This window comes from Citrobacter freundii ATCC 8090 = MTCC 1658 = NBRC 12681, from assembly GCF_011064845.1.
Lineage (GTDB): Bacteria > Pseudomonadota > Gammaproteobacteria > Enterobacterales > Enterobacteriaceae > Citrobacter > Citrobacter freundii.
Genome location: NZ_CP049015.1, coordinates 1,238,053 through 1,264,204, shown reverse-complemented (window position 1 = coordinate 1,264,204; position 26,152 = coordinate 1,238,053). Strand labels below are relative to the sequence as shown.

The 26,152-nt window shown below is 52.1% G+C and carries 24 protein-coding genes, 1 other RNA gene and 1 pseudogene; 11 read left to right on the top strand and 15 right to left on the bottom strand.

Annotation, left to right across the window (positions count from 1 at the left end; genetic code table 11):
- Nucleotides 1-43: 43 nt before the first annotated feature.
- Together mscK and acrR are read right to left on the bottom strand one after the other, a co-directional pair.
- Nucleotides 44-3,409, bottom strand: a complete 3,366-nt coding sequence (gene mscK / locus G4551_RS06015) for a mechanosensitive channel MscK (RefSeq protein ID WP_003835917.1) — start codon at nucleotides 3,407-3,409, stop codon at nucleotides 44-46.
- 126 nt (nucleotides 3,410-3,535) lie between these two features.
- Nucleotides 3,536-4,186 carry a multidrug efflux transporter transcriptional repressor AcrR gene (gene acrR / locus G4551_RS06010; RefSeq protein ID WP_003021744.1) on the bottom strand — a complete coding sequence of 217 codons (651 nt, stop codon included), beginning with the start codon at nucleotides 4,184-4,186 and terminating at the stop codon, nucleotides 3,536-3,538.
- Between the two features lie 141 nt (nucleotides 4,187-4,327).
- Here acrR and acrA point away from each other — a divergent pair, with 141 nt between their 5' ends.
- The 6 genes from acrA to G4551_RS05980 all read left to right on the top strand — a co-directional run bounded on the left by acrA (nucleotide 4,328) and on the right by G4551_RS05980 (nucleotide 11,122).
- A complete protein-coding gene (gene acrA, locus G4551_RS06005; protein ID WP_003835922.1) occupies nucleotides 4,328-5,521 on the top strand; it encodes a multidrug efflux RND transporter periplasmic adaptor subunit AcrA in 1,194 nt (397 codons plus the stop codon).
- Nucleotides 5,522-5,543: 22 nt separating this feature from the next.
- A complete protein-coding gene (acrB, locus tag G4551_RS06000; protein WP_003021736.1) occupies nucleotides 5,544-8,693 on the top strand; it encodes an efflux RND transporter permease AcrB in 3,150 nt (1,049 codons plus the stop codon).
- 488 nt (nucleotides 8,694-9,181) lie between these two features.
- Nucleotides 9,182-9,556 (top strand): Hha toxicity modulator TomB, encoded by a 375-nt coding sequence (tomB, locus tag G4551_RS05995; protein WP_003021733.1) that lies wholly within the window; start codon nucleotides 9,182-9,184, stop codon nucleotides 9,554-9,556.
- Nucleotides 9,557-9,583: 27 nt separating this feature from the next.
- Nucleotides 9,584-9,802: an HHA domain-containing protein gene (locus G4551_RS05990; RefSeq protein WP_002892050.1), complete on the top strand. Its 219-nt coding sequence runs from the start codon at nucleotides 9,584-9,586 to the stop codon at nucleotides 9,800-9,802.
- A gap of 181 nt (nucleotides 9,803-9,983) precedes the next feature.
- Entirely contained in the window at nucleotides 9,984-10,535 is a 552-nt protein-coding gene (gene maa / locus G4551_RS05985; protein WP_003835924.1) for a maltose O-acetyltransferase, read from the top strand.
- Between the two features lie 116 nt (nucleotides 10,536-10,651).
- Nucleotides 10,652-11,122: a YlaC family protein gene (locus tag G4551_RS05980; RefSeq protein WP_003021724.1), complete on the top strand. Its 471-nt coding sequence runs from the start codon at nucleotides 10,652-10,654 to the stop codon at nucleotides 11,120-11,122.
- A gap of 78 nt (nucleotides 11,123-11,200) precedes the next feature.
- Here G4551_RS05980 and ykgO read toward each other — a convergent pair whose 3' ends face one another.
- Nucleotides 11,201-11,341, bottom strand: coding sequence for a type B 50S ribosomal protein L36 (gene ykgO / locus G4551_RS05975; RefSeq protein WP_005125190.1), 141 nt, complete (start codon nucleotides 11,339-11,341; stop codon nucleotides 11,201-11,203).
- A 1-nt stretch (nucleotide 11,342) separates the two neighbouring features.
- Nucleotides 11,343-11,603 carry a type B 50S ribosomal protein L31 gene (locus tag G4551_RS05970; RefSeq protein ID WP_003835926.1) on the bottom strand — a complete coding sequence of 87 codons (261 nt, stop codon included), beginning with the start codon at nucleotides 11,601-11,603 and terminating at the stop codon, nucleotides 11,343-11,345.
- Between the two features lie 188 nt (nucleotides 11,604-11,791).
- Here G4551_RS05970 and G4551_RS05965 point away from each other — a divergent pair, with 188 nt between their 5' ends.
- Nucleotides 11,792-13,345 (top strand): EAL domain-containing protein, encoded by a 1,554-nt coding sequence (locus G4551_RS05965; RefSeq protein ID WP_003835927.1) that lies wholly within the window; start codon nucleotides 11,792-11,794, stop codon nucleotides 13,343-13,345.
- 51 nt (nucleotides 13,346-13,396) lie between these two features.
- Here the strand turns inward: G4551_RS05965 and G4551_RS05960 are convergent, their stop codons facing one another.
- Both G4551_RS05960 and yczE read right to left on the bottom strand, forming a co-directional pair.
- Nucleotides 13,397-13,750: a DUF1428 domain-containing protein gene (locus tag G4551_RS05960; RefSeq protein ID WP_003831033.1), complete on the bottom strand. Its 354-nt coding sequence runs from the start codon at nucleotides 13,748-13,750 to the stop codon at nucleotides 13,397-13,399.
- 64 nt (nucleotides 13,751-13,814) lie between these two features.
- Nucleotides 13,815-14,444: a membrane protein YczE gene (yczE, locus tag G4551_RS05955; RefSeq protein WP_003835929.1), complete on the bottom strand. Its 630-nt coding sequence runs from the start codon at nucleotides 14,442-14,444 to the stop codon at nucleotides 13,815-13,817.
- 87 nt (nucleotides 14,445-14,531) lie between these two features.
- Here yczE and yczR point away from each other — a divergent pair, with 87 nt between their 5' ends.
- Complete coding sequence (yczR, locus tag G4551_RS05950) at nucleotides 14,532-15,959, top strand: MocR-like transcription factor YczR (protein ID WP_003835931.1); 1,428 nt, start codon at nucleotides 14,532-14,534, stop codon at nucleotides 15,957-15,959.
- Nucleotides 15,960-16,018: 59 nt separating this feature from the next.
- Here yczR and G4551_RS05945 read toward each other — a convergent pair whose 3' ends face one another.
- From G4551_RS05945 to ffs, 3 genes are all read right to left on the bottom strand, one after another.
- Nucleotides 16,019-16,237, bottom strand: coding sequence for a hypothetical protein (locus G4551_RS05945; protein ID WP_003021701.1), 219 nt, complete (start codon nucleotides 16,235-16,237; stop codon nucleotides 16,019-16,021).
- Complete coding sequence (locus G4551_RS05940; protein WP_003021699.1) at nucleotides 16,234-16,485, bottom strand: hypothetical protein; 252 nt, start codon at nucleotides 16,483-16,485, stop codon at nucleotides 16,234-16,236. The genes G4551_RS05945 and G4551_RS05940 overlap by 4 nt, the downstream gene beginning before the upstream one ends.
- Before the next feature lie 199 nt (nucleotides 16,486-16,684).
- Nucleotides 16,685-16,781: signal recognition particle sRNA small type (gene ffs / locus G4551_RS05935), an RNA gene on the bottom strand.
- 84 nt (nucleotides 16,782-16,865) lie between these two features.
- Between ffs and G4551_RS05930 the strand changes: the two are divergent.
- Nucleotides 16,866-17,255: pseudogene (locus G4551_RS05930) on the top strand (MGMT family protein).
- Nucleotides 17,256-17,286: 31 nt separating this feature from the next.
- On the opposite strand, the gene G4551_RS05925 reads toward G4551_RS05930, so the two are convergent.
- Nucleotides 17,287-17,856, bottom strand: coding sequence for a YbaY family lipoprotein (locus tag G4551_RS05925; protein ID WP_003021666.1), 570 nt, complete (start codon nucleotides 17,854-17,856; stop codon nucleotides 17,287-17,289).
- 212 nt (nucleotides 17,857-18,068) lie between these two features.
- Between G4551_RS05925 and tesB the strand changes: the two genes are divergently transcribed.
- The gene (tesB, locus tag G4551_RS05920; protein ID WP_003835934.1) at nucleotides 18,069-18,929 is read left to right on the top strand and encodes an acyl-CoA thioesterase II; all 861 of its coding nucleotides are present in this window, start codon (nucleotides 18,069-18,071) and stop codon (nucleotides 18,927-18,929) included.
- Between the two features lie 50 nt (nucleotides 18,930-18,979).
- On the opposite strand, the gene amtB is transcribed toward tesB, so the two are convergent.
- The 5 genes from amtB to G4551_RS05895 form a co-directional block, all read right to left on the bottom strand.
- The gene (gene amtB / locus G4551_RS05915; protein WP_003835936.1) at nucleotides 18,980-20,266 is read right to left on the bottom strand and encodes an ammonium transporter AmtB; all 1,287 of its coding nucleotides are present in this window, start codon (nucleotides 20,264-20,266) and stop codon (nucleotides 18,980-18,982) included.
- Between the two features lie 31 nt (nucleotides 20,267-20,297).
- The gene (gene glnK, locus G4551_RS05910) at nucleotides 20,298-20,636 is read right to left on the bottom strand and encodes a P-II family nitrogen regulator (RefSeq protein ID WP_003021657.1); all 339 of its coding nucleotides are present in this window, start codon (nucleotides 20,634-20,636) and stop codon (nucleotides 20,298-20,300) included.
- A gap of 256 nt (nucleotides 20,637-20,892) precedes the next feature.
- Entirely contained in the window at nucleotides 20,893-22,671 is a 1,779-nt protein-coding gene (locus G4551_RS05905; protein WP_003835938.1) for a SmdB family multidrug efflux ABC transporter permease/ATP-binding protein, read from the bottom strand.
- Nucleotides 22,664-24,436 (bottom strand): SmdA family multidrug ABC transporter permease/ATP-binding protein, encoded by a 1,773-nt coding sequence (locus tag G4551_RS05900; RefSeq protein WP_003835940.1) that lies wholly within the window; start codon nucleotides 24,434-24,436, stop codon nucleotides 22,664-22,666. Before G4551_RS05900 ends, G4551_RS05905 begins: the two co-directional genes overlap by 8 nt.
- A 44-nt stretch (nucleotides 24,437-24,480) precedes the next feature.
- The gene (locus G4551_RS05895; protein WP_003021649.1) at nucleotides 24,481-24,939 is read right to left on the bottom strand and encodes an Lrp/AsnC family transcriptional regulator; all 459 of its coding nucleotides are present in this window, start codon (nucleotides 24,937-24,939) and stop codon (nucleotides 24,481-24,483) included.
- A gap of 116 nt (nucleotides 24,940-25,055) precedes the next feature.
- Here G4551_RS05895 and G4551_RS05890 point away from each other — a divergent pair, with 116 nt between their 5' ends.
- Complete coding sequence (locus tag G4551_RS05890) at nucleotides 25,056-26,111, top strand: PLP-dependent cysteine synthase family protein (RefSeq protein WP_220128868.1); 1,056 nt, start codon at nucleotides 25,056-25,058, stop codon at nucleotides 26,109-26,111.
- Nucleotides 26,112-26,152: the final 41 nt, after the last annotated feature.

The following is a 26,152-nucleotide window of genomic DNA, read 5'->3' as shown; positions in this document are numbered from 1 at the left end:
CCTACGAATGAATCGAAGCTCGCAGGCCTGATGAGTTTTTCTATTAACCTACCGAAGGCGTCGGATCATCACCTTTAATGATGTCACGCTTAACCTCGGTCACGGTGTCGCCCTTCGCGTTGTGCAGGTGCACTTCAAGCTGGTTAAAGGCGATATCAATGTCGTTTTCACGGCACAAACGATCGACCGCACGGTTCAGTTCATCAACCGTGTGACTACGATCGCGCAGTTCACGCACGTATAAACGCAGTTCATGATCCAGCGTGCTGGCGCCGAAGGCGGTAAAGAACACAGCAGGCTCCGGATCGTGCATCACTTTCGGGTGTTCCATCGCCGCCTGCAGCAGCACTTTCTTCACTTTGTCCAGATCCGAACCGTAGGCCACGCCGATGCGGATTACCAGACGCGTGGTGGTATCGGAAAGCGACCAGTTGATCAAACGCTCCGTCACAAAGGCTTTGTTCGGGATGATCACCTCTTTGCGATCGAAGTCGGTAATGGTGGTGGCACGGATACGGATCTTGCTGACCGTTCCTGAGAACGTACCGATAGTCACGGTATCGCCGATGCGGACCGGGCGTTCAAACAGAATAATCAGACCCGAAACAAAGTTACCGAAGATTTCCTGCAAACCAAAACCAAGACCAACCGACAGGGCTGCTGCCAGCCACTGTAGCTTATCCCACGAAACACCGAGCGATCCGAAGACCGTCATCGCGCCGATGGCGATGATCGCGTAGTTAAGGATCGTGGTGATCGCATACGAAGCGCCCTGACGCATCTTCAGTCGCGAGAGCACCAGCACTTCCAACAGGCCGGGTAAGTTACGGATCAGCGCCCACGCGACCATTGAGGCAATAATCGCAAACAGCAGGCTACCCATGGTGACGTCTTTCACCACTGCCGCACCCGCTTCGGTACCGTTGTAATGCCAGAGCGTAATGCTGTCGAGATAGCTGAACACGGTGATCAAATCAGACCAAATGGCCCAGAACAAGACACCAAACAGGGCAACCATCACCAGCATAGTTATACGCAGCGTTTGCTGGTTAACCTGCTCAAGCGCGATGGTCGGTTCTTCCTGCGGTTCGGCACCTTCCGCTCCTTCTTTCACCAGGTTCTGACGACGCGCCAGCGCACGACGCCAGGCGATACGTCGTGCCGCGACGCTCAACCCACGCAGCACGGTCTGGTACAGCAGGTTCCAGAGAATGACCAGATAAACCGTTTCAATCCAGCGTCCCGCCAGACGCAGCGTGGTGTAGAAATAGCCGGTCGCCGTCAGCACCATTAATGCTATCGGGATAATAGACAGCACGGTAATCGTCACCAGACGCAGACCATGCGACTCTTTATCACGCCAGCTTTCGCGGCACATTGGCCATACCAGGAAGGCGATCAGCAGCAGGTTGAGGAAAATCACCACCTGACCCAGCACATCGTCCATCAGATTGAGCGGTGACAGTTCAGCAATGACCGACCAAAAATTAAGCGGCAACAGCGCCAGGCTAATACGCACGATTTGGCGGCGCCAATGGCTAGTTTGTTTTGCTGGCATACCAAAATGACGAATTGCCACGCCATCTTTTTCCAGCACCTTCCAGCACAAACCAAACACCAGCCAGAAGACTGTCATCTTCTTACTGAACGCCCACAGTAGGTCGCTGATATTCAACTGCATGGTAAGCAGAATCAGACCTACCGCAAGGATAATCAGGCACGCCGGCAAGGCTCTGATGAGATCGATCAGAATCGCTTTTGGCGTGTTGAGCTGACTGTCATTACGCAGGTTACCCACCGCAGCGGCTAATTTCGCCTGATACTCTTTCAACCATTTCAGACGCCAGCGGATTAACCCGGCAATGAGCAGCAGCGGCAATCCCGCCAGGAACGCAATAAATACTGCGGGCCACGCTTTTTCCCAGTTCACCGTGATTTTCATCGACTTAAACTGGTCTTTAAGCGTTTGCGGGAAAGCTTTGATCCAGTCCCAGTCCATCGGACGGTTACTGTTAACCCAGAAAATCTGCTGCGTGAGGATCCCTTTCAGGTTTTTCGACACGCTCATTAACTGCTGCTGGTTAATTTGCAGATTAATCGCCATCATCAGCTGGTTGCCCAGTTGCTTATTGAGCTGATCCAACAGTTCACGACGCATATCCACAACCTGCAGTAAGGCATCATGGACTTCGCCGTTAACTTCGTTGCTGTGCCCTTCTTCCAGTTTGGCGACAAACGCATCATTCTGGAACAGCGCGTCGCGCTGCTGGTTGACCTCGAACTGCTCCAGACGCAAGTCGGCGATCCGGTTGGTCATATCGGCAAGTTCATCCGCCGACGGCAGCGTTTGTTGTTGCTGATACAGAATACGCGACAGCAGCAGACTGCCTTTCAGAACGGCGATCTGTTCTTTAATGTTGCGTTCGGATTGCAGCGCGCGGTCAAGCCAGTTTTTGACTTTGATATTTTGCTGCATCAGGCTGTTGCCGTTTTCGGTCGCGGCAATCAGACGCTGGCTGAGCTGATGGTTAACATCAAGCTCCTGCTTCACTAACGGATTGGACTGAATACGCTCGGCTTCATCCGGCGTGACTGCTTCCTGCGCCGTTTTTTCGGTTAACGTCAGTCGCTTGCTGTTCACCGCTTCCTGCAGGAGCTGGAGCTGATGCTCAAGGCGGTTACTGTTCGCCGTCACGTAATCACGTTGTTTTTGCAAGGTATCTTGCAAAATCGTATTACCTTCAAGGCTCTTACGCTGTTGGTCGATCTGCGCATTCAGCAGCGCCTGCTGCGCCTGTAACAGCACCTGCTGGCTGGGGCGTAAAGCACCTTCGCCTACATTAGTGCCATCAAGTCGGTTGCGGATTTGCTGCATCTGCTGCGACGCGGTGTACATCGCATTTTGTACGCGCTCTGGCTGAGTCTGGAGCGACACCAGCTGGCTGTTATACGTGGCCAGATCGTTTTGCGAGCTTTGCAGGTCATCGAGCACCTGCGCGACGCGTGACTCAAGCTGTCGTAAGGAAAGCGTGCTCAGCGTTTTTCGCGTTTCGTCGTCATTGTCGACATCGCTGAGCGAATTTAGCGCATCCGTCGCCTGGCGCATTTTCTCCGGCGCCTGGGCCACTTTCTGGCGAAGCTGTACGGTCTCATCTTTCACGCGATCGATTTTATCCAGCGTGGCGATAGTATCGATGAGATCCTGTTGGACCAGCTTATCCTGCGCGGAGAGATCTTTTTGTTTACTCAGTGCGTCCAGTTGGCTCTGAATATCTGCTTTCGTCGGCAGTTCACCACTCTGTTGCGCCCGCGCAAATGCAGATGACTGGCAGGATAACAATAGAATGAAGAAAAGTATGCTAATAGCAATTACATGCTGTGAACGTTTATAGAGCTGCAACATAGTCATGAGAATGAATGTTTCTGAACCGGGAAAGTGACCGGAAATAGTCAAGCGGCAAGAATATCACGGCTGTGACCGGCAGAATAGCAGCAGGCAAAACGACCAGGAGAATTCCTGGTGCAGAATGGCAAACTAGCTTGTCTCTCCTGCCTGCAGGCGCAAGCTTGGGCAAAGCAGACACATCTCCAGCAGCACCGCCACGTACTGACGAGCCTCATTCTTCAGATCAAACGATTCGGGAGCAAATAACCAGTTCTCCATGATCCCGGAAATATAGCTACGCATTAACACCGCTACACGACGTGTGTTCAGGTTTTCCGGCAACATGTTGACATCCATACAGTGGCGTAACGTTTTTTCTATACGGTCATAGTTTTCCAGACACAGGCTACGTTCGACTAACTGAACTGATGCTATTTCCCCGACAAATTCGCATTTGTGGAATATAATCTCCATCAATAAACGTCGGCGTTCTTCTGTCACGGTAGTTTCAAGAACGTAAATTAAAATTTCTCTTAATACTGATAGTGGATCGTCAGGGAATTTTGCCTGATACTCAGTCTCTAACTCATCAATGTTAGGTTTTGCTAGCTCCCAGATTTCACTGAATAAATCCGATTTGTTTTTGAAATGCCAATAGATTGCACCGCGCGTCACACCAGCGGCTTTTGCGATCTCAGCCAGCGAGGTGGATGAGACCCCTTGTTGCGAAAACATACGCAGAGCGACATCAAGAATGTGTTGTCGTGTTTCCTGTGCTTGTTGTTTGGTTTTTCGTGCCATAGGTCAGTGAATTTACAGGCGTTAGATTTACATACATTTGTGAATGTATGTACCATAGCACGACGATAATATAAACGCAGCAATGGGTTTATGGGCTTTAAGCCATTGATCAATTTGAAATCGGACACTCGAGGTTTACATATGAACAAAAACAGAGGGTTAACGCCTCTGGCAGTCGTTCTGATGCTCTCAGGCAGCTTAGCGCTAACAGGATGTGACGACAAACAGGCCCAACAAGGGGGCCAGCAAATGCCAGAGGTTGGAGTTGTTACGCTCAAAACTGAACCTCTACAGATCACAACCGAACTTCCGGGTCGCACCAGTGCGTTTCGTATTGCTGAAGTTCGTCCTCAGGTTAGCGGGATTATCCTGAAACGTAATTTCACGGAAGGTGGTGACATCGAAGCGGGTGTATCTCTCTATCAGATTGATCCTGCTACTTACCAGGCCGCTTATGAAAGTGCAAAAGGCGATCTGGCTAAAGCACAAGCCGCAGCAAACATTGCTCAACTGACGGTGAAACGTTATCAGAAACTGTTGGGTACTAAGTACATCAGCCAACAGGACTACGATAGCGCGTTGGCTGACGCACAGCAGGCAAACGCCGCCGTTGTTGCCGCGAAAGCCGCGGTAGAAACTGCACGCATCAATCTGGCTTACACCAAAGTGACGTCACCGATCAGCGGTCGCATTGGTAAATCATCCGTTACGGAAGGCGCTCTGGTGCAAAACGGTCAGGCGACCGCACTGGCGACCGTTCAGCAGTTGGATCCCATCTATGTAGACGTGACGCAGTCAAGCAACGACTTCCTGCGCCTGAAACAAGAGCTGGCCAACGGCACGCTGAAGCAAGAAAACGGTAAAGCGAAAGTCGAACTGGTGACCAATGACGGCATTAAATACCCGCAGTCCGGTACGCTGGAATTTTCTGATGTGACGGTAGATCAAACCACTGGGTCGATTACGTTACGCGCAATTTTCCCGAACCCGGATCATACCTTACTGCCGGGTATGTTCGTCCGCGCACGTCTGGAAGAAGGGATTAACCCAACAGCATTACTGGTTCCACAGCAAGGCGTTACCCGCACACCGCGTGGCGATGCCAGTGCATTGGTTATCGGTGCAGACAACAAAGTTGAAACTCGTCAAATTGTCGCCGCACAAGCGATTGGCGACAAATGGTTAGTCACTGATGGACTTAAGCCGGGCGACCGCGTGATTGTTACTGGGCTGCAGAAAGTACGTCCTGGCGCGCAGGTAAAAGCGCAGGAAATCACCGCTGATAACAACCAGCAAGGCCAAAGCGGTAGCCAGCCTGAACAGTCCAAGTCTTAACTTAAACAGGAGCCGTTAAGACATGCCTAATTTCTTTATCGATCGCCCAATATTTGCGTGGGTGATCGCCATTATTATCATGTTGGCAGGGGGGCTCGCGATCCTCAAATTGCCGGTAGCGCAATATCCGACTATTGCACCGCCAGCAGTGACGATCTCCGCGACCTATCCTGGCGCTGATGCCAAAACAGTACAGGATACTGTTACGCAGGTTATCGAACAGAATATGAACGGTATCGATAACCTGATGTACATGTCCTCAAACAGTGACTCCACGGGTACCGTGCAGATCACCCTGACCTTCCAGTCTGGTACTGATGCGGATATCGCACAGGTACAGGTGCAGAACAAACTGCAGCTGGCCATGCCGTTGCTGCCTCAGGAAGTACAGCAGCAAGGGGTTAGCGTTGAGAAGTCATCCAGCAGCTTCCTGATGGTTGTCGGTGTTATCAACACCAACGGCACCATGACGCAGGAGGATATTTCCGACTACGTTGGCGCCAACATGAAGGATGCCATTAGCCGTACTTCAGGCGTGGGCGACGTTCAGCTGTTTGGTTCTCAGTATGCGATGCGTATCTGGATGGATCCGAACAAACTGAACAACTTCCAGCTGACACCGGTTGATGTAATCAGCGCCATCAAAGCGCAGAACGCCCAGGTTGCAGCCGGTCAGTTAGGTGGTACGCCGCCGGTGAAAGGTCAGCAGCTTAACGCATCGATCATTGCGCAAACCCGTCTGACCTCCGCTGATGAGTTCGGCAAAATCCTGCTGAAAGTGAATCAGGATGGTTCCCAGGTTCGTCTGCGTGACGTAGCGAAAGTGGAACTGGGCGGTGAGAACTACGACATCATTGCGAAGTTCAACGGTAAACCGGCATCCGGTCTGGGTATCAAGCTGGCAACAGGTGCTAACGCCCTGGACACCGCAAACGCTATCCGCGAAGAACTGAAGAAGATGGAGCCGTTCTTCCCGTCAGGTCTGAAGATCGTTTACCCGTATGACACCACGCCGTTCGTGAAAATTTCTATTCACGAAGTAGTGAAAACGCTGGCAGAAGCAATCATCCTCGTGTTCCTGGTAATGTATCTGTTCCTGCAGAACTTCCGCGCGACGCTGATTCCGACTATCGCCGTGCCGGTGGTACTCTTGGGTACATTTGCCGTCCTGGCGATTTTCGGCTTCTCAATAAATACCCTGACGATGTTCGGGATGGTGCTCGCCATCGGCCTGCTGGTGGATGACGCCATCGTGGTGGTCGAGAACGTTGAACGTGTAATGGCTGAGGAAGGACTACCGCCGAAGGAAGCAACGCGAAAATCGATGGGCCAGATTCAGGGCGCATTGGTGGGTATCGCGATGGTGCTGTCAGCGGTATTTATCCCAATGGCGTTCTTCGGGGGGTCGACCGGTGCAATTTACCGTCAGTTCTCCATCACCATTGTTTCCGCGATGGCGCTGTCTGTACTGGTGGCATTGATTCTGACCCCTGCCCTGTGTGCGACCATGCTCAAACCGATTGCTAAAGGCGATCACGGAGAAGGCAAAAAAGGCTTCTTCGGCTGGTTTAACCGCATGTTCGATAAGAGCACGCATCATTATACCGATAGCGTGGGCGGTATTCTGCGCAGCACCGGTCGTTATCTGGCGCTGTATCTGATTATCGTTGTGGGCATGGCCTATCTGTTCGTTCGTCTGCCAAGTTCGTTCCTGCCAGATGAAGACCAGGGGGTATTCCTGTCTATGGCTCAGCTGCCAGCGGGTGCGACGCAAGAGCGTACCCAGAAGGTACTGGACGAAATGACGGATTACTACCTGACCAAGGAAAAAGCGAACGTTGAATCGGTGTTTGCCGTTAACGGTTTCGGTTTTGCTGGTCGTGGTCAGAACACCGGCATCGCGTTCGTTTCTCTGAAAGACTGGAGTGAACGTCCTGGCGAAGAGAACAAGGTTGAAGCGATTACTCAGCGTGCAATGGGCGCATTCTCGCAGATTAAAGACGCGATGGTCTTTGCCTTTAACCTGCCAGCGATTGTGGAGTTAGGGACCGCAACCGGTTTTGACTTCCAGTTGATTGACCAGGCGGGTCTGGGCCATGAGAAGCTGACTCAGGCGCGTAACCAACTGTTTGGTGAAGTCGCGAAGCATCCTGATCTGTTGGTCGGTGTTCGTCCTAACGGTCTGGAAGATACGCCGCAGTTCAAGATCGATATCGATCAGGAAAAAGCGCAGGCTCTGGGCGTTTCCATTAGTGATATTAATACAACGCTGGGTGCAGCATGGGGCGGAAGCTACGTGAATGACTTCATCGACCGTGGTCGTGTGAAGAAAGTTTACGTCATGTCTGAAGCGAAATACCGTATGTTGCCGGAAGATATTGGAAACTGGTATGTCCGCGGTAGCGATGGACAGATGGTACCGTTCTCCGCCTTCTCTACCTCACGTTGGGAATACGGTTCGCCGCGTCTGGAACGCTATAACGGTTTGCCTTCCATGGAAATCTTAGGCCAGGCCGCTCCGGGTAAAAGTACCGGTGAAGCCATGGCGATGATGGAGCAACTGGCCAGCAAACTGCCATCCGGTATCGGTTATGACTGGACCGGTATGTCCTACCAGGAACGACTGTCCGGCAACCAGGCTCCTGCCCTGTATGCCATTTCACTGATCGTCGTATTCTTGTGTCTGGCAGCGTTGTACGAGAGCTGGTCAATTCCGTTCTCCGTAATGCTGGTTGTACCACTGGGTGTTATCGGTGCATTGCTGGCAGCAACGTTCCGCGGCCTGACCAACGACGTTTACTTCCAGGTAGGCCTGCTCACAACCATTGGGTTGTCGGCGAAGAACGCGATACTTATCGTCGAATTCGCCAAAGACTTGATGGATAAAGAGGGTAAAGGTCTGATAGAGGCGACGCTGGACGCAGTACGCATGCGTTTACGTCCAATCCTGATGACGTCACTGGCCTTTATTCTGGGCGTAATGCCGCTGGTCATCAGCTCCGGCGCAGGCTCCGGTGCGCAGAACGCCGTTGGTACTGGCGTAATGGGTGGGATGGTGACGGCAACCGTGTTGGCGATCTTCTTTGTTCCGGTGTTCTTTGTGGTGGTACGCCGCCGCTTTAGCCGCAAAAATGAAGATATTGAGCATAGCCACTCAGTAGAGCATCATTGATACATCTCTAAAGATAAGGCCGCGCAAGCGGCCTTTTTTCTGGAAAAATCATAAAAATCACTTATTGCCATTCCGTTTATTTTCTATCGGGTAAATAAGCGATATAATCCTTGCAGCCTTAAAGGGTATTCTTAAAAAAACAGCGAGAGTTCTTATTTACTTTAATAAATATTAAGATTAATCCTATCCACTGGTTTTCATTGTCGGTTGTTGCCTTTCGTTGCTAAACCTAAACAAGATAACCCGATGATTGCCCGAAGAATAAAGAAATTGTCCCATTTCGAATTGCGGCATTTATCTGTTAAAATGTAAAAATGACGTAGCATCATAATTTTACATAATTGTAATTTTTCGTGATATGACGATGAAATCTTTTTTAGAGTAGATTATAGTTAAATCATCAGGAGTCGCGGGCAAGTTCCAGGTAGTTGTTGTATCCATCCCGAAAGGTGTTCGGTTAGTTTAAGCCACTAAGAAGGGGATGCGTTATGGATGAATACTCACCCAAAAGACATGATATCGCGCAGCTTAAATTTCTCTGCGAAACTCTGTATCATGACTGTCTTGCAAACCTTGAACAAAGTAACCATGGCTGGGTTAATGACCCTACCTCTGCAACCAGCTTGCAGCTCAATGAACTGATAGAGCATATTGCAACCTTCGCACTTAATTATAAAATTAAGTACAATGAGGACAATAAGCTGATCGCGCAGATAGATGAATACCTGGATGACACTTTTATGTTGTTCAGCAGTTATGGTATTAATACGCAGGATCTGCAGAAATGGCGGAAGTCAGGTAATCGACTGTTTCGCTGTTTTGTCAATGCCACCAGGGCTAATCCTGTTAGTTTGTCTTGTTAAAAATTATTACAATCATAGGTAAGAGTTATGTCCGATAAACCATTAACTAAAACAGATTATTTGATGCGCCTGCGACGTTGCCAGACTATTGATACGCTAGAGCGCGTTATTGAAAAAAATAAATATGAATTGTCCGACAACGAACTGGCTGTATTTTACTCAGCAGCAGATCATCGCCTTGCTGAATTGACCATGAATAAGCTTTACGACAAGATTCCAACTTCTGTTTGGAAATTCATTCGCTAATTGCACTCAAGGTTAAGTCAGGTATAGCGGCACAGTTGTCTGGCTAACCATTTTCGTATTTACAATGGTTATTTAATTCAAATCACGTGACTATGATCACAGCAAAGAAGCGGGAACGTTCCCCTTGCTTGCATTACGTTTTACTGTGCTGAAATAACCTTCAGTACACAGGGAAATCGTAATGCGTAATGAAAAGCAAAAAATGATCGCCGGCGAATACTATCGCCCGGCAGATGAAACGCTGCGCAGTGACCGACTACGCGCTCGTCAGTTGATCCATCGCTACAATCTCACCGCTCCCGATGAAAAAAATGAGCGTCAGGCAATCCTGCATGATCTGTTAGGTCAGAGTGAGGGTGCCTATATTGAACCCTCTTTCCGGTGTGATTACGGTTATAACATCTATCTTGGTAAAGACTTTTACGCTAATTTCGACTGCGTTATGCTCGACGTCTGTCCAATTCATATTGGCGACAACTGCATGCTGGCACCTGGCGTTCATATCTATACCGCGACCCATCCGCTGGATGCTACCGAGCGCAACAGTGGCCTTGAGTTCGGAAAGCCCGTGACTATCGGCAATAATGTCTGGATAGGTGGCCGTGCAGTGATCAATCCTGGCGTCACGCTGGGCGATAACGTGGTTGTGGCATCAGGCGCAGTAGTCACTAAAAGCGTTCCAGCAAACACCGTGGTTGGGGGCAATCCCGCAAGGATCATCAAAACGCTGTGATCTTAAATGTAACTGTTATGCTAAATTACGGTTAATCTGTTACTTTCTTCAAAGGGTATCCCCTTTTAAAATAGGGCTATCCCTCCTGAATTTTGCAGATATCACGAAGGCAAGAGATGACAGAAATACAGCGCCTGCTTACTGAAACAATCGACGACTTAAATATTCGCGAGAAGCGCGACAACAAACCGCGCTTTAGCATCAGCTTTATTCGCAAACACCCTGGGCTGTTTATCGGCATGTATGTTGCCTGGTTTGCCACGCTGGCGGTGATGCTACAGTCAGAAACGTTAGTCGATTCAGTATGGCTGCTGGTGGTACTGTTCGTTGTACTCAACGGCTTTTTCTTTTTCGACGTTGCGCCACGGTACCGCTTTGAAGATATCGACGTTCTGGATTTTAGAGTTTGCTATAACGGAGAATGGTACAACACGCGCTTTGTCCCCTCCTCGCTCATCGATACTATCCTGCACTCACCGTCCGTGGATAGCGAACATAAAGCACAGCTGCAAAAGATGATATCGCGCAAAGGCGAACTCTCGTTTTACGATGTCTTTACGCTTACCCGCGCCCAGACCACCCAGTAACGGCATCTCAGCGCAGATAAAAAAAGTGCGTTCCTGCCCAGGCAACGCACTTTAATCCCTGAAATGCTGGCAAAGAAACTAACGTCTCTTTTTACGCCCCTGTACTGCTTTAAAGCGCGGATTCGTTTTGCAGATAACGTACAAACGCCCTTTGCGTTTTACTATCTGGCAGTCAGGATGGCGCTGTTTTGCGCTGCGAAGTGAATTGAGTACCTGCATTTTAACTCCGCTTAACGCCAATAAAATGACCAAAACGTTTTTGGAAACGTGCTGCACTACCTTCATTATCAAAGGTTTTTTGTTTCCCGGTATAATACGGATGCGATTTAGAAGAGATATCGAGAGTCACGTACGGGTACATTTCCCCCTCAAACTCAATTTCACGCTCAGTCTTAATGGTCGAACCGACCTTAAAGAATTCATTGGCACTGGTATCGTGAAACACCACGGTACGGTAAAAAGGATGGATATCCGGTTTCATGGCAACCTCGATTTGTTACGTTATAACATAACCGACAAAATACACCACTCTTGTACAAACCACAACCTGATTTACGCTACAGGGAGTTAAACGGGATGATAAGTGGCCGTAAATATATGATGTCAATCGAATAGCTTTTCGGGGTTTCAGATATACTTTCCCTACGCTGTGTAAATAAGGATATCACTGTGACAACACGACATCTGATAAGCCTGGTGACTGGGGTACTGTTCCTTTCCATCCTCGCGCCTGTAGGTTTAAGCCTGTGGCTTGCACATCGTCAGGTCGAAACGAAATTTATCGATGAACTCGACATGTTCTCAACACGAGTCGCATTACGTACGGAACGCGTAGGCGAGCAGGCGAAAAAAGCATTACGCCATATTGAAGCATTTCAGGGGGTGCCTTGTAGTGATGAGCATCTGCTGGAAATGCGTCGTTTGTCATATAGCTATCGCTATATTCAGGAAGTGCTGTACCTCAAAGATAACGTTCCGCAATGCTCATCTCTGGAAAAAAGAAGCCAGGCAGACGCATTTCCACCCGCAATGAAAGTCACTCCTGATGGATATCGCGCATGGCTTACCACGCAAAATGATTTGGGCATCAAGCGCTTTATGGCAGCATTAGGGAGCGAACATTATATTGTGATGGTCGATCCGGGTTCTTTCATTGACGTCATCCCGTTTGGCTCATGGCCGATTGAAGTGACTATCATTGGCACCATGCGCAACGTCGTGGTTGCCAGTAGCGCCGATCTGCCATCGGACGTTTTGCAGCATATACAGCAAGAACGATCGATTACCCATTTTAACAAAGATGGCAGCATTTATAACGCCCGCCCCTTTCCTGAGTTGGGCATCACGATCGTAACCTGGGCGTCTACCCTGCCATTGCAAAAAACCTGGCACCGCCAGGCGCTGATCTGGCTCCCGGCAGGCATTCTTATCGGCTTGCTCACCGCCGCCTTTGTTTTGCGTATTTTGCGCCGCTTACAGTCGCCCCATCATCAGTTGCAGGACGCTATCCAGCATCGGGACATCAAAGTCCACTATCAACCAATTATCTCGCTCAAAACGGGGAAAGTGGTTGGGGCAGAGGCGCTGGCTCGCTGGCAGCAGGCCGATGGGAGTTATCTGTCACCTGAAATTTTCGTCGCGCTGGCGCATGAAACCGGGCTGACAGAGTCCCTCACCCGGTTGATTATTGAAAGCGTATTTGAAGATTTAGGCAAATGGCTGCGTCAGCATCCTGAGCAGCATATATCAATCAACCTTGAGTCAGCCGATCTGTCCTCCGAAACGCTTCCTGCCCTGTTAAGCCAGAAGGTGAACCACTGGCAACTTAAGCCTGCGCAAATCGCGCTGGAGCTAACTGAACGCGAATTTGCTGACCCAAAAAACAGCGCGCCGTTTATTGCCAAATACCGTCAGGCGGGTCATTCAATCTATATTGATGACTTTGGTACAGGCTATTCCAGCCTGAGTTATTTGCAGGATCTGGATGTAGACATTCTGAAGATAGACAAATCGTTCGTCGATGCACTGGAGTACAACAACGTCACGCCACATATCATCGAGATAGCAAAAGCGCTGAAACTTGAGATGGTGGCGGAAGGTATCGAAACCGAGAATCAGGAAACCTGGCTACGCAAGCACGGAGTGCAGTACGGTCAAGGCTGGCTTTACAGCAAAGCGCTGCCGAAAACGGAATTTATACTGTGGGCAGAAAAACGGCTTTAACATGGCTGTTGATGTTGAGATGGCTGGCGGCACGCCGCACAGCCAGTCACATCACTCTTCCATAATGGGCGCAAATCCACCGTAGATCATTCGCTTGCCATCAAATGGCATAGATTCACCGAATTCCTTCATACGGGGATCGGACATCATCTTCTGATTCGCCGCGTCGCGGACCTCTTTGGAAGGGTATTCAATCCAACTGAATACCACTTCTTCATGATCCTGCGCTTTCACAGCCATGCGAAAATCGGTCAATTTGCCGTCAGGGACATCATCTGCCCAGCACTCCACCACGCGCAATGCACCGAACTCCTTGAAAAGCGGAGCTGCTTTTGCCGCCATCGCAATGTACGCCTCCTTGTTTTCAGCGGGTACGGCAACCACAAAGCCATCAACATACTTCATGAGAAAAACCTCCGAAGTGTACTGCGCGGCAAGCCGATTCCGGCCGCGTCAGTCGAGGTTAAGTTTAGTCGCCAGCAGGCGATCGTGCCCCAGGCGTATTCTTGATGCGAATACGTGCCTGCGGCTGATGGCGAAACCACGGCAGGCAAAGCTGAATGAGTGGTCCGATAGCCAAGGCATACAGCACCGTACCAACCCCCACGGTTCCTCCCAGCAACCAACCGATAAGCAGCACCGACACTTCAATTGCGGTTCGAATTCGTCGTACTGGCCAGCCGGTACGTGCGTGGATACCGGTCATCAGACCATCACGCGGACCGGCGCCAAAACCGGCACCAATGTACAGGCTGGTTGCTAACGCATTCAGGATCACCGCTGACACCAACAGCCCGCTGCGCGCCAGCAGGGATTCAAATCCCGGAATCACCAGCAGCGCGGCATCTGCCGCCAGCCCGATCATAATCACGTTGCTCAACGTGCCAAACCCTGGACGCTGGCGCAGCGGTATCCACGCCAGCAGTACCAACACACCCACGGCAATGATCACCACGCCAATATTCATCGACAATAAATTGGCCACGCCCAGGTGAAACACGTTCCACGGATCGGCTCCTAAATCGGCACGGACAAACATCGCCGTCGACACACCGTACAGCGTCAGCCCGATGAACAGCTGAAGTAAACGACGCAGCATGCTTTTCCCCTCTCACTCTCAGATAACTTTCATCATCACCGCAATTGGCACTATGATTAATGTCCAGTTTTCAAAAAGTGGACTGCTATGTCATCACGCCGTTACGGAAGCCAGTCTTTGCAGCGCCTGCTCGGACACTGGCAGGAAAACCCCTCACGAACGCCCATCTGGCGACAGCTGGCAGAAGCGTTACGTCTGCTGATCCTTGATGGTCGACTGGCGCTGGATAGTCGCTTACCCGGCGAACGCGAGCTCGCTGCCGTTCTGCAAGTGAGCCGAACCACCGTCGCCAGCGCCATGGCGCAACTGCGTGAAGAGGGATATCTGGAAAGCCGTCATGGGAGCGGCTCACGGGTGATCCTGCCGGAACACATTCGTCATGTGCCTACACGAACCAGTACCGGTACAGCGCTGGATTTGTCCACGGCGGCGCTGAGTGCCGGTCCCGAAATTCACCATGCTTACCAACAAGCGCTGTTTGCGATGCCGCAGCATTTGCTGAGTTCCGGGTATCTACCACAGGGACTGGCGGTTTTGCGTGAATCCATCGCCCGGCATTATTGCGAACGCGGACTCCCGACGCAGCCCGATGAGATTATGGTCGTGAACGGCGCGGTCAGTGGCCTGGCGCTGATCCTGCGTTTACTCACCGGCCCTGGCGATCGCGTGGTGGTCGATCATCCCACGTATCCGCTGGCGATTGCCGCGATTCAAGGTGCATCATGTCGTCCCGTCGGTGTGTCGCTGCCCGAACACGGTTGGGATACGGCAGGTCTGGTCGCCACCATCGCGCAAACCGCACCGAGAATGGCCTATCTGATGCCGGACTTTCACAATCCGACCGGGCGTTGCATGGACGCTGCAACTCGCCAGGTCGTGGCAGATATTGCTGAAAGGACCCGCACCACGTTGGTGATTGATGAGACCATGGTGAACCTGTGGTATGACACCCCGCCACCACCGCCGCTTGCCGCATTCAACCGCAATGCACCGATCATCCTGCTGGGATCTGCCGGGAAAAGCTTTTGGGGAGGATTGCGTCTGGGCTGGATTCGGGCGTCGGCGCGAACCATCGCGGCGCTGGTACAAACTCGCGACACCTTCGATTTAGGCTCCCCGGTGCTTGAACAACTCGCCACCAGCTGGCTGCTGGATAATGCCGCCGACTTTCTTCCTGACAGAAGACGGCTACTCACATCGCAGCGAGATCTGTGCTCGGACCTGATGAACGCACATTTCCCGGAGTGGCAGTTTACCCAGCCACAGGGAGGACTCTCTTTTTGGGTTGAACTGCCCGATACGCTAGCAACGCTATTCGCTACGCGCGCCGAAATCGCAGGCATTCAGTTGGGAACCGGTACGCGTTTCGGTCTTGATGGTGCATTTGACCGCTTTTTGCGTATGCCCTTCACATTACCGGATGACACAACGCGTGCCGCCTTCCGGGTGTTGCAACCCATTTGGGATAACCTGCGTTTGCAGGCCAGCAGCGGGAAAATACGTAAAATAATCTAAACGACGAGTCAAAGGACTCGTCCTTGAATGCCGTGATGGACGAGGATGTCCCGGCAATATTAACGCTGAGGAGGAACCGGAAACCCCTTCAGAGAAATCACGAAATTCTCACCGTCTTTCTTAATTTTTGCCCCGGCATCACACCAGTCGGAGGCAATACGGAAGAACTCATCGCTGCCGACGTTCCAGCTCAGACGAACATGTTTCACATAACCGGAACGCAGCATTTCACAGGCTTCGCCATAATTACAGGCGGTTGAGAGCGGTTGTTGTTTCATTTTTTCTTCTTCAGTAGTCTTCGCAATGCTTTGATTTCTTTAGGAGTCAGTGCTTCAACCACGGATTCTTCCGTATGCTGGCTATCGATATCCTCAGCGGAGACTCCCGCCTCTTCAACGGCGGAAAACGCGATCAGCAGTAGTTTTTCCGTCGCGATACTTAAATTTTCACTATGCACTTCAGCGTAATGGCGAAGCTTTTCTTTTAGCGCCTCATCAATTTTGACATTCAATACAGCGGTCGACATCGTAGAAAATCCTTGTGGTCAGCCAAAACACACCGAATGTAAGACCCCTGTCGTTACAGTGCGATGGCGGCGGCAAAAGCATCAAATAACATCCCCGAAACACATTGACAGCATTTGATGACATTAAAATGACAATACGATGACAAAGAAAAGAAGATAAGCAGAAGGAAAATTGCCGGACGGCAGAATTGGGTGGGGGCCCTGCCAGCTACATCCCGGCACACACGTCATCTGCCTTGGCTGCTTCCTTCCGGACCTGACCTGGTAAACAGAGTAGTGTTGCGGGAGAACCAACAGAGCCCCCATTGAGAGCGTTGTTAACCAACGCGCAGGCGCATTATCACTGCTGCACCCTGTAATTGCAACCCATCCAGCATCGGATGCTGTTTTCTTGTGCAATGCGGCTTCACTCCTTCGCCGTTCAGCATTATGCTGGAGGATTAGCGCAGGAATAAATGATGGATATACAAGACACTTTCCCCCAACGCGTCTGGCAAATCGTCGCGTCAATCCCCGAAGGTTTCGTCACCACCTATGGCGATGTTGCCAGGCTTGCCGGTTCGCCGCGTGCTGCGCGCCAGGTAGGCGGCGTGCTTAAGCGTCTCCCCGAAGGCAGCACTTTGCCCTGGCATCGGGTGGTTAATCGTCATGGTGCCATTTCGCTGACAGGCCCCGACCTGCAACGGCAGCGCCAGGCGTTGCTGGCTGAAGGAATAGTGGTTTCAGGAAGCGGACAGATCGATTTACAGCGCTATCGCTGGGTGTACTAACCCTCTCTGGGCGGAGAGGGTTACGACTGCCTTAGTACTGTGTGGGAGCAGGGACGGCAGAAGACGGATTCACCTGGGTTGGTGACGTTGACGGCACCGTGGTGGCAGCCCCACCGCTCGCCTGAACCGGTACTGCCGTTTGCTGTACAGGGACCAGCGTCAGGTCAGCTTTTGTCCCCCCCTGATTGATGACCGTCTGCACGGTATCAGTAATGAAGACCAGTTTGTCATTAACCGTAATTGCCGCACTTAGCAGAATACGGGCGTTAGGTTGAATATCAGCCGGGTTAAACGGTAATACAAAGCTGAATGGCGCTTGTTTACCTTCAGTACGGACCGCTTTTTGCGACAGCACTTTTGACGGCGCATCGGCCAGTGAAGCATCTGACAGCGTTACGGTCAGCACCGCATCAGGTGGCAAGGCCACTTTCTGGCGGATCCATACTGTACCGGAGACATTAGGCTGCTGAATTTTAGACTGTGTGTCAGCAATTGACGTATTAGGGCTTGGCGCAGGTGTCTGAATATCCGCGCTTTTATCGGCGCAAGCTGCCAGAGCGACCGCAACCGCTAAACCACTTACCATGTGCACGAGTTTCATTAAATTCTCCTTTTCATCTATGCACCAGCGAGAACTTTCCTCGCCAGAAGAGTGGTTAACAAAAACATAACGTGACTAAGTGTGGCACAAGATAGCTGTTTTTGCCTGTAATAGGCCTTTAATTCAGACAATTGCACCCATCGGACCACTTTCAAAATTGCGTTATACTCTGCCTACCTCGCTGCGAGAACGATATAACCTGGAGAGCACGTATGAGTCTGGCGCTGAAAAATTTGCTGACATTGTTAAATCTGGAAAAAATTGAAGAAGGACTCTTTCGGGGCCAAAGTGAAGACTTAGGGTTACGTCAGGTTTTTGGGGGACAGGTTGTCGGTCAGGCGCTATATGCCGCAAAGGAAACCGTACCAGAAGAGCGTCTGGTCCACTCCTTTCACAGCTACTTTTTACGCCCCGGCGATAGCCAAAAGCCCATCATCTATGATGTAGAAGTCCTGCGTGATGGTAATAGCTTCAGCGCGCGCCGCGTTGCCGCAATCCAGAATGGTAAACCTATTTTTTACATGACAGCCTCTTTCCAGGCGCCGGAAGACGGATTTGAACATCAGAAAACCATGCCGGATGCGCCGAGTCCCGATGAGCTTAAATCAGAAACAGAAATTGCCCGCTCAGTGGCGCATTTGCTGCCGCCGCTGTTGAAAGAAAAATTTATCAACGATCGTCCATTGGAAGTGCGTCCGGTTGAATTTCATAACCCCTTAAAAGGTCACGTCGCACCTCCGGCGCGCCAGGTTTGGATCCGCGCAAACGGCGAGCTGCAGGACGATCTGCGCGTCCATCAATATCTGCTGGGTTATGCTTCAGACCTGAACTTCCTGCCTGTTGCGCTGCAGCCGTACGGAATTGGTTTCCTGGAAAAAGGGATTCAGATCGCCACCATTGACCACTCCATGTGGTTCCATCGTCCGTTCAATATCAATGAGTGGTTGTTGTATAACGTCGAGAGTACTTCGGCCTCCGGTGCCCGGGGTTTTGTACGCGGGGAGTTTTATACGCAGGACGGCGTGCTGGTCGCCTCTACCGTGCAGGAAGGGGTAATGCGTAATCGTAATTGAGAATTACCGGATGGCGGCGCAAAAGCGTTGCCATCCGGCAGATTGAAACATCAAGCGTTGTAAGCGTTCTCGCCGTGGCTGTTCACATCCAGACCTTCGCGTTCCTGCTCTTCCGGTACACGCAGACCCACCGTCATATCCGCCAGCTTATAGCCAATGAAAGCCACCACACCGGACCAGACGATGGTAATCGCCACGCTTTCCAGTTGCACCAGCAGCTGATGCCCCATGGTCACGCCCTCGGCAAAGCCCACGCCGCCCAGAGAGCTGGCAGCGAACACCCCGGTCAGGATGCAGCCGACAATGCCGCACACGCCGTGCACGCCAAACACATCACACGGATCGTCCACGCGCAGAATACGCTTCAGGATGGTCACACCCCACAGGCCAGCCAGTCCCGCAACGACACCAATAATCAGCGCGCCGCCGACACCAATATAGCCACATGCCGGTGTTACCCCCACCAGACCCGCAATAGCACCAGAACACGCGCCCAGCAGGGACGGTTTGCCACGCAGCGCCCATTCACCGAAGATCCATCCGAGGATGGCTGCGGCGGTGGCGACCACGGTATTGACGAAGGCCAGTGCGGCAATCTCATTCGCCGTTCCCGCTGAACCGGCGTTAAAGCCAAACCAACCAATATAGAGAATAGCGGTACCGGTGAAGACCATCGGCAGGTTATGCGGTTTAAAGGCTTCTTTGCCAAAACCGACGCGTTTGCCAATCAGATACGCACCAACCAGACCGGCAATCGCCGCGTTGATATGCACGACTGTTCCGCCGGCAAAATCCAACGCACCGTGGGAAGCCAGCAAGCCGCCGCCCCAGACCATATGGGCAATGGGGATGTACGACAACGTTAACCATACCACTACAAAAATCAGCACCGCAGAGAAGCGAATACGTTCAGCCAGCGCCCCGACAATCAGCCCAACGGTGATGCAGGCGAAAGAACCCTGAAAAGCAACGTGAATGTACTGGTAGAAGCTCCCCGTGACCGCCGTCAGCGCGATGTTCTTCAACAATACCCAGTTGAAGTTGCCGAAGAAATTATTCCCTTCGCCAAATGCCAGTGAGTAGCCATAAACCACCCATAGAATACAAACCAGAGCGAATGTCACCGTCACCTGAGTCAGCATCGACAGCACGTTCTTACCGCGAATCAAACCGCCGTAGAACAACGCAATGCCAGGGATAGTCATAAACAGCACCAGCGCGGTACAGATCATCATAAAAGCGTTATCTGCTTTATCCGCAACCGCCGGTGCCGCCATTGCCAGTCCCGGCAGTAGCGCCAGTGAAGCAATACCTGTTTTCATCGTTGCTATCTTCATTTTTTGGTTTCCTATCACTGTGTGCCAGAAGTTACAGTGCGGCTTCGTCGGCTTCGCCGGTACGAATACGAATCACACGTTGCAGCTCGGCGACGAAGATTTTGCCGTCGCCAATTTTTCCGGTGTATGCCGCTTTACTGATGACATCAATCACGCCATCCAGTTGGTCGTCGGCAATCGCCACATCAATCTTCACCTTTGGCAGAAAATTGACGCTATATTCAGCCCCACGGTACAGCTCAGCATGACCTTTCTGTCGGCCAAAGCCCTTCACTTCGGTGACGGTCAGCCCCTGAATACCAATAGACGACAGTGCTTCACGGACGTCTTCCAGTTTGAACGGTTTGATTACCACGGTAACCAGCTTCATAGATCCCCTCCAGTCAGAATTCAGTAGTGGCTGCAGATACACGAGAGGAATATTGCAAGGGGTGTGCCAGGAATGAAAAACGCGGAATAATTCAGGCTTGCAGGGTATTGCTGGGGGAGAAAAAGAAAAAACGCACTATGACGGTGCATAGTGCGTTACATTTTTGCACCAGATTGTTGATTGCCGGATGGCGGTGTAAACGCCTTATCCGGCCTACAAAACCGCGTTGACCGTAGGCCTGATAAGCGCAGCACCATCAGGCGATAACCGAATCCTCATGTGCGCTGGCCGCCAGCTCTTCACCCGCCAGTTGAAGCTGATACATCTGCCAGTAACGGCCTTGCGCCGCCAGTAGTTGCTGGTGCGTACCACGCTCAACCGCCTGCCCGCGATGCAGCACCAGAATGGTATCCGCATCGACAATCGTCGATAACCGATGTGCAATCACTACCAACGTGGTGTGTTCACGTACCGCCGCCAGCGCGTGCTGAATGGCCTGTTCAGTACCGGAATCAATACTGGCCGTGGCTTCATCGAGGATCAGTACCTGCGGCGTTTCCACCAATACCCGCGCCAGCGCCAGCAGCTGTTTCTGCCCAACGGAGAGATTATTGCCCTGCTCGCCCAGCCGGGTATGGATCCCCTCGCTCAGCCCCCGCGCCAGTGCTGCCAGTTGCACAGTCTCCAGAGCCTGCCATACCCGCTCTTCTGAGATATCACGACCCAGCGTGACGTTTGCCAGGAAGGTATCCGCCATCACCACCGGATCCTGCTGCACCATCGCGATGCCCTGACGTAACGCACTGTGGCTCAGAGAAGACAGCGGACGTCCGTCAAGGCGGATTTCGCCCTGCGTCAACGGGTAGTAACCCATCAGCAGACTGGCCAGCGTACTTTTGCCGCTACCGGTGTGTCCGACCAAGGCTACAAAGCTGCGCGAAGGCACGGACAGACAGATATTTTGCAGCACCAGATTGTCGTCACGATAGGCAAATGAAACGTTATCCACCTCAATATCCCCACTCTTCAGCGGTCGATCATCGTCACCATAGCGCTGACGTGGTCCGTCCATCAGCTCGAACACTCGCTCACCGGCGACAACCGCCTGCTGCAGCATTGATTGCTGGGTGGTCAGCTCGATCAGCGGCTCGTTCAAACGGCCGAGGTAGCTGATAAACGCGTACAGCACGCCAACCTCAATGGAGCTGCCAGAGGTAAAGCTGAACAGCATCAGCAAACCGCAGAGGATCAGCGCCGAGAAAAGGCTCAGCAGTGGGCGCAGCAAAAAGCCATCCAGTCGCAGGGTTTGCATACGCGCCATATAGTGCGAGCGGCTGGCCTCCCCCATTCTCTCGCCAAATCGCGCCTGCTGGCGGAACTGCTGGATAACGCTCATGCCGTTGATGACTTCGTTAAAGCCATCGTTAATATCCGCCAGATAAGCGCGCACCCGACGCACAATCGGGGTGCTGTAGCGTTGATAAATCACCATCACCACCATCACCGCCGGGAAAATAGCCATCGCCACCAGCGCCATACGCCACTCGAGGCTGAACATCGCCACCAGCATGGCACCGATTAAGGCCGCGCTGCGCAGAACCGTTGCGACCACCGTCACGTACAGGTCGCGAATAACTTCGGTGTCATTGGTCACACGTGAGATAAGCTGCCCGACGGGCTGAGTATCAAAGGCGCTGAGCGGCTGGCGCAGCGCAGCGTCCATTACGTCAGTGCGTAACTGTTGTACGACGCCAACCGCCGCCTGGTTAAACAACAACGACTGCGCGTAATGCAGGCCTGCCGCCAGCAGTTGCAGACCGACATAGGCCGCAACCAGCCCGACAACCATCGCCAACGGCAGATTGTTCTTCGCCACCATGTTATCGATAAAATAGCTAATCAACAGCGGACCGCTGACTTCCGCCGCAGCCGCCACCCACAGCATAACTACCGCAATCACCAACTGTTTTCGCCATGGTGAACCATACGCCAGCAATCTTTTCAGGGTCGGCCATAGTTGCCCAAAACTACGCATTAGCCGCCTCCTCGTTTATTTCTGGCGCATCAGACAGTGCCGCTTCCAGTTGCTGATAGCGGTACATATCGCGATACCAGCCGGGCTGTTGCACTAAAGATTCATGCTCACCGCGCTGGGCAATATGCCCATGCTGCATCACGATAATCTCGTTGGCTTCCGTCAGAGCCGATAAACGGTGGGCGCTGATAATCACGGTTCTGCCTTCGCCCCACTGACGCAGGTTATGCAGGATCTGATGCTCGGTACGACCATCTACCGCCGATAACGCATCATCCAGAATCAGGATTTCAGCATTCAGCAGTAGCGCTCGGGCGATAGAAATACGCTGTTTTTGTCCACCAGACAGCATCACCCCACGTTCGCCCACTTCGGTGTCATAGCCCTGAGGAAGACGTAGAATATCTTCATGAACGCTGGCAAGGCGCGCCACATGCTCGATCTCTGCCTGGGTGGCCTGCGGGCGTCCTAAGGCGATGTTATTGCCGACCGTATCCGAGAACAAGAAAGGTGTCTGGCTGACCACTGCCAGACGGCTACGCCAGCTATCCAGCTGCAAGCGCGTTAACGGGATATCATGAAAGCGCACATCGCCCTCGGTGATATCAAAATGACGTTGGATCAGCGACAGCACCGTACTTTTCCCCGCGCCGGTTGGGCCACAGATGCCCAGCATCTGCCCTGGTTTAAGCCGAAAATTCACATTTTCCAGCGCCGGGTGGGTGGTTTGTGGGTAACAAAATTCGCGAATCGCCACCGCCAGCTCGCCGCGTCCTTCCGGCACCAGTTCAGTACCGTCATCCACTACCGGCGCTTCTGCCAGCATGGCGCGAATTCGGCTATACGCGGCGCTGCCACGCTCGACGATGTTAAACATCCATGCCAGCGCCAGCATCGGCCAAATCATCAGACCGAGATACATCATAAAGCTGGTGAGCTGGCCGAGCGTCAGCGAACCGTGCACCACCATCCAGCTTCCCCCGGCAATCGCCAGCAGGTTAGCCATCCCAATGGCGATATAAATCGTGGGATCAAAGCGAGCGTCAATGCGCGCCACGCGCAGGTTTTTCTTACCTGTATCTTCAGCATCAGCGGCAAATAATGCCGACTGCCGATCCTCCAGACCAAAGGCCTTGATCATACGAATACTGGTCAGGCTTTCCTGAGTACGATCGTTGAGGCTGGAAAACGCCGCCTGCGCCAGCTTAAAGCGGTTATGGAGTCGATCACCGTAACGTTTGATCATTATCGCCATCACCGGCATCGGCAGCAGCGCAATCAACGTAAGTTGCCAGCTTATCTGCGTTGACATCACGATCAGCACCGCACATCCCATGACCAGCGAATCTACCAGCGTCAGTACGCCTTCCCCAGCGGCGAATACCACGCGGTCAACATCGTTAGTTGCACGCGCCATCAGATCGCCCGTGCGGTGACGCAGATAAAACTCTGGATGCTGACGACTCAACTGACGGTAATAATCTTCCCGCAGCTCAACTGCCAGTTGGTAGGATGCGCCAAACAGCAGCACGCGCCAGACATAGCGCAGTAAATAAACTACCACGGCGATCAGAGCAATGGTTCCCACCCACATCAGCAGCCGCTCGGTGGTGAAGCGTTGTGTCGTTACGCCATCCACAATGATCCCCACCACTTTCGGCGGAATAAGCTGAAGGATAGCGATGATGATAAGCAGGGCCACCGCCCCGAGGTAGCGACGCCACTCCCGGCGGAAGTACCAGCTTAATTGAGCAAATAATCGCACGCGTTATGTCCTGACAAAATTTCCGGCAATAAGCGCCGGGAGAATTATTCAATAGGGAGAGCAGTTGTGTATTTAATCTGTTCCATGGCAAAGCTGGAGGTGACGTCAGACAGGCCCGGTACGCTGTTCACCAGGCGCTTATAAAATTCATCGTAGCTTTTCATATCAGCGACCTGCACTCGCATCAGGTAATCATACTCCCCTGCCATACGCCAGAACCCCAGAACCTCGGGCATTCCGGTCACTTCAGTGACAAAGCGGCAATACCATTCGCTGCTGTGATGCTGAGTTTTGATCAGCACAAACGCGGTTAAGCCCAGCCCCAGTTTTTCCGGATCCAGCAAGGCGACTCTGCCCAGCAGAACACCATCATCCTCGAGCCGTTTGAGGCGTTTCCAACAGGGAGTGGTAGTCAGATTAACGGCATCTGCTAACGCCTGCAAAGAAAGGGTGCAGTCCTGTTGCAGTAAGCCAAGCAGCTTACGGTCAATTTTGTCTAGCATATCCACTCCACAGAGAAGAATTTTCTACTTACATTCTATTTTAAAGGCTAAATGGCAACAATTTTTTCCGTGCTTTTCGCTATTCTGGGCACAAAATGACAAATGGATATTTATTAATGATGAATAGCTCCTGGGTTAAAAACGCCATCAATGAAATCAACGCGGATTATCAGCGTTCTGCAGATACACATCTCATTCGTCTGTCGCTACCGGCGTTTCCGGGCATTCAGATCTATTTAAAAGATGAGAGCACGCATCCGACCGGGAGCCTGAAGCATCGTCTGGCGCGCTCACTGTTTCTGTACGGATTGTGCAATGGCTGGATCAAAGAAGGCACCACCATCATTGAATCATCGTCCGGTTCAACGGCGGTATCTGAGGCTTATTTCGCTCGACTGTTAGGGCTGCCGTTTATTGCCGTCATGCCTTCCTGTACGGCGAAACGTAAAGTTGAACAGATTGAATTTTACGGCGGTCGCTGTCATTTCGTGCAAAGCGCCTGCGAAATCTACGCGGCCTCTGAACAATTGGCGCGTGAACTGAACGGTCATTACATGGACCAGTTCACTTATGCTGAGCGCGCCACCGACTGGCGTGGCAATAATAATATTGCCGACAGCATCTTTCGTCAGATGCAGTGCGAGCCCAATCCCGTTCCCCGCCATATCGTGATGAGCGCTGGCACCGGCGGCACCTCAGCAACCATTGGCCGCTATATCCGCTGTCAGGGCTACGATACTCGCCTGATGGTAGTGGATCCGGAGAATTCGGTTTTTCTGCCCTTCTGGCAGGATCGCGATGCGACATTGCGCAGCCCGGTAGGAAGCAAAATTGAAGGTATCGGGCGTCCGCGCGTAGAACCCTCTTTCATTCCTGACGTGGTCGATGAAATGCTGCGCGTGCCGGATGCCGCCAGCGTGGCTACCGCGCACTGGCTGGAAACGCAGTTGGGTCGTAAAGTCGGTGCCTCAACCGGCACTAACATGTGGGGAACGCTGCAACTTGCCGCGCGCATGCGCAACGCCGGAGAAACCGGTTCACTGGTGACGCTGCTCTGCGACAGCGGTGAACGCTATCTGGAAACCTACTACAACCCGCAATGGGTTGACGCGCACATCGGTGATTTAACGCCGTGGAAAGTGGAACTTGCCCAGTTGCTGAATACACATTAAGCAGACAAAAAAAAGCCAGACGCGAAGTCTGGCTTGCTGGA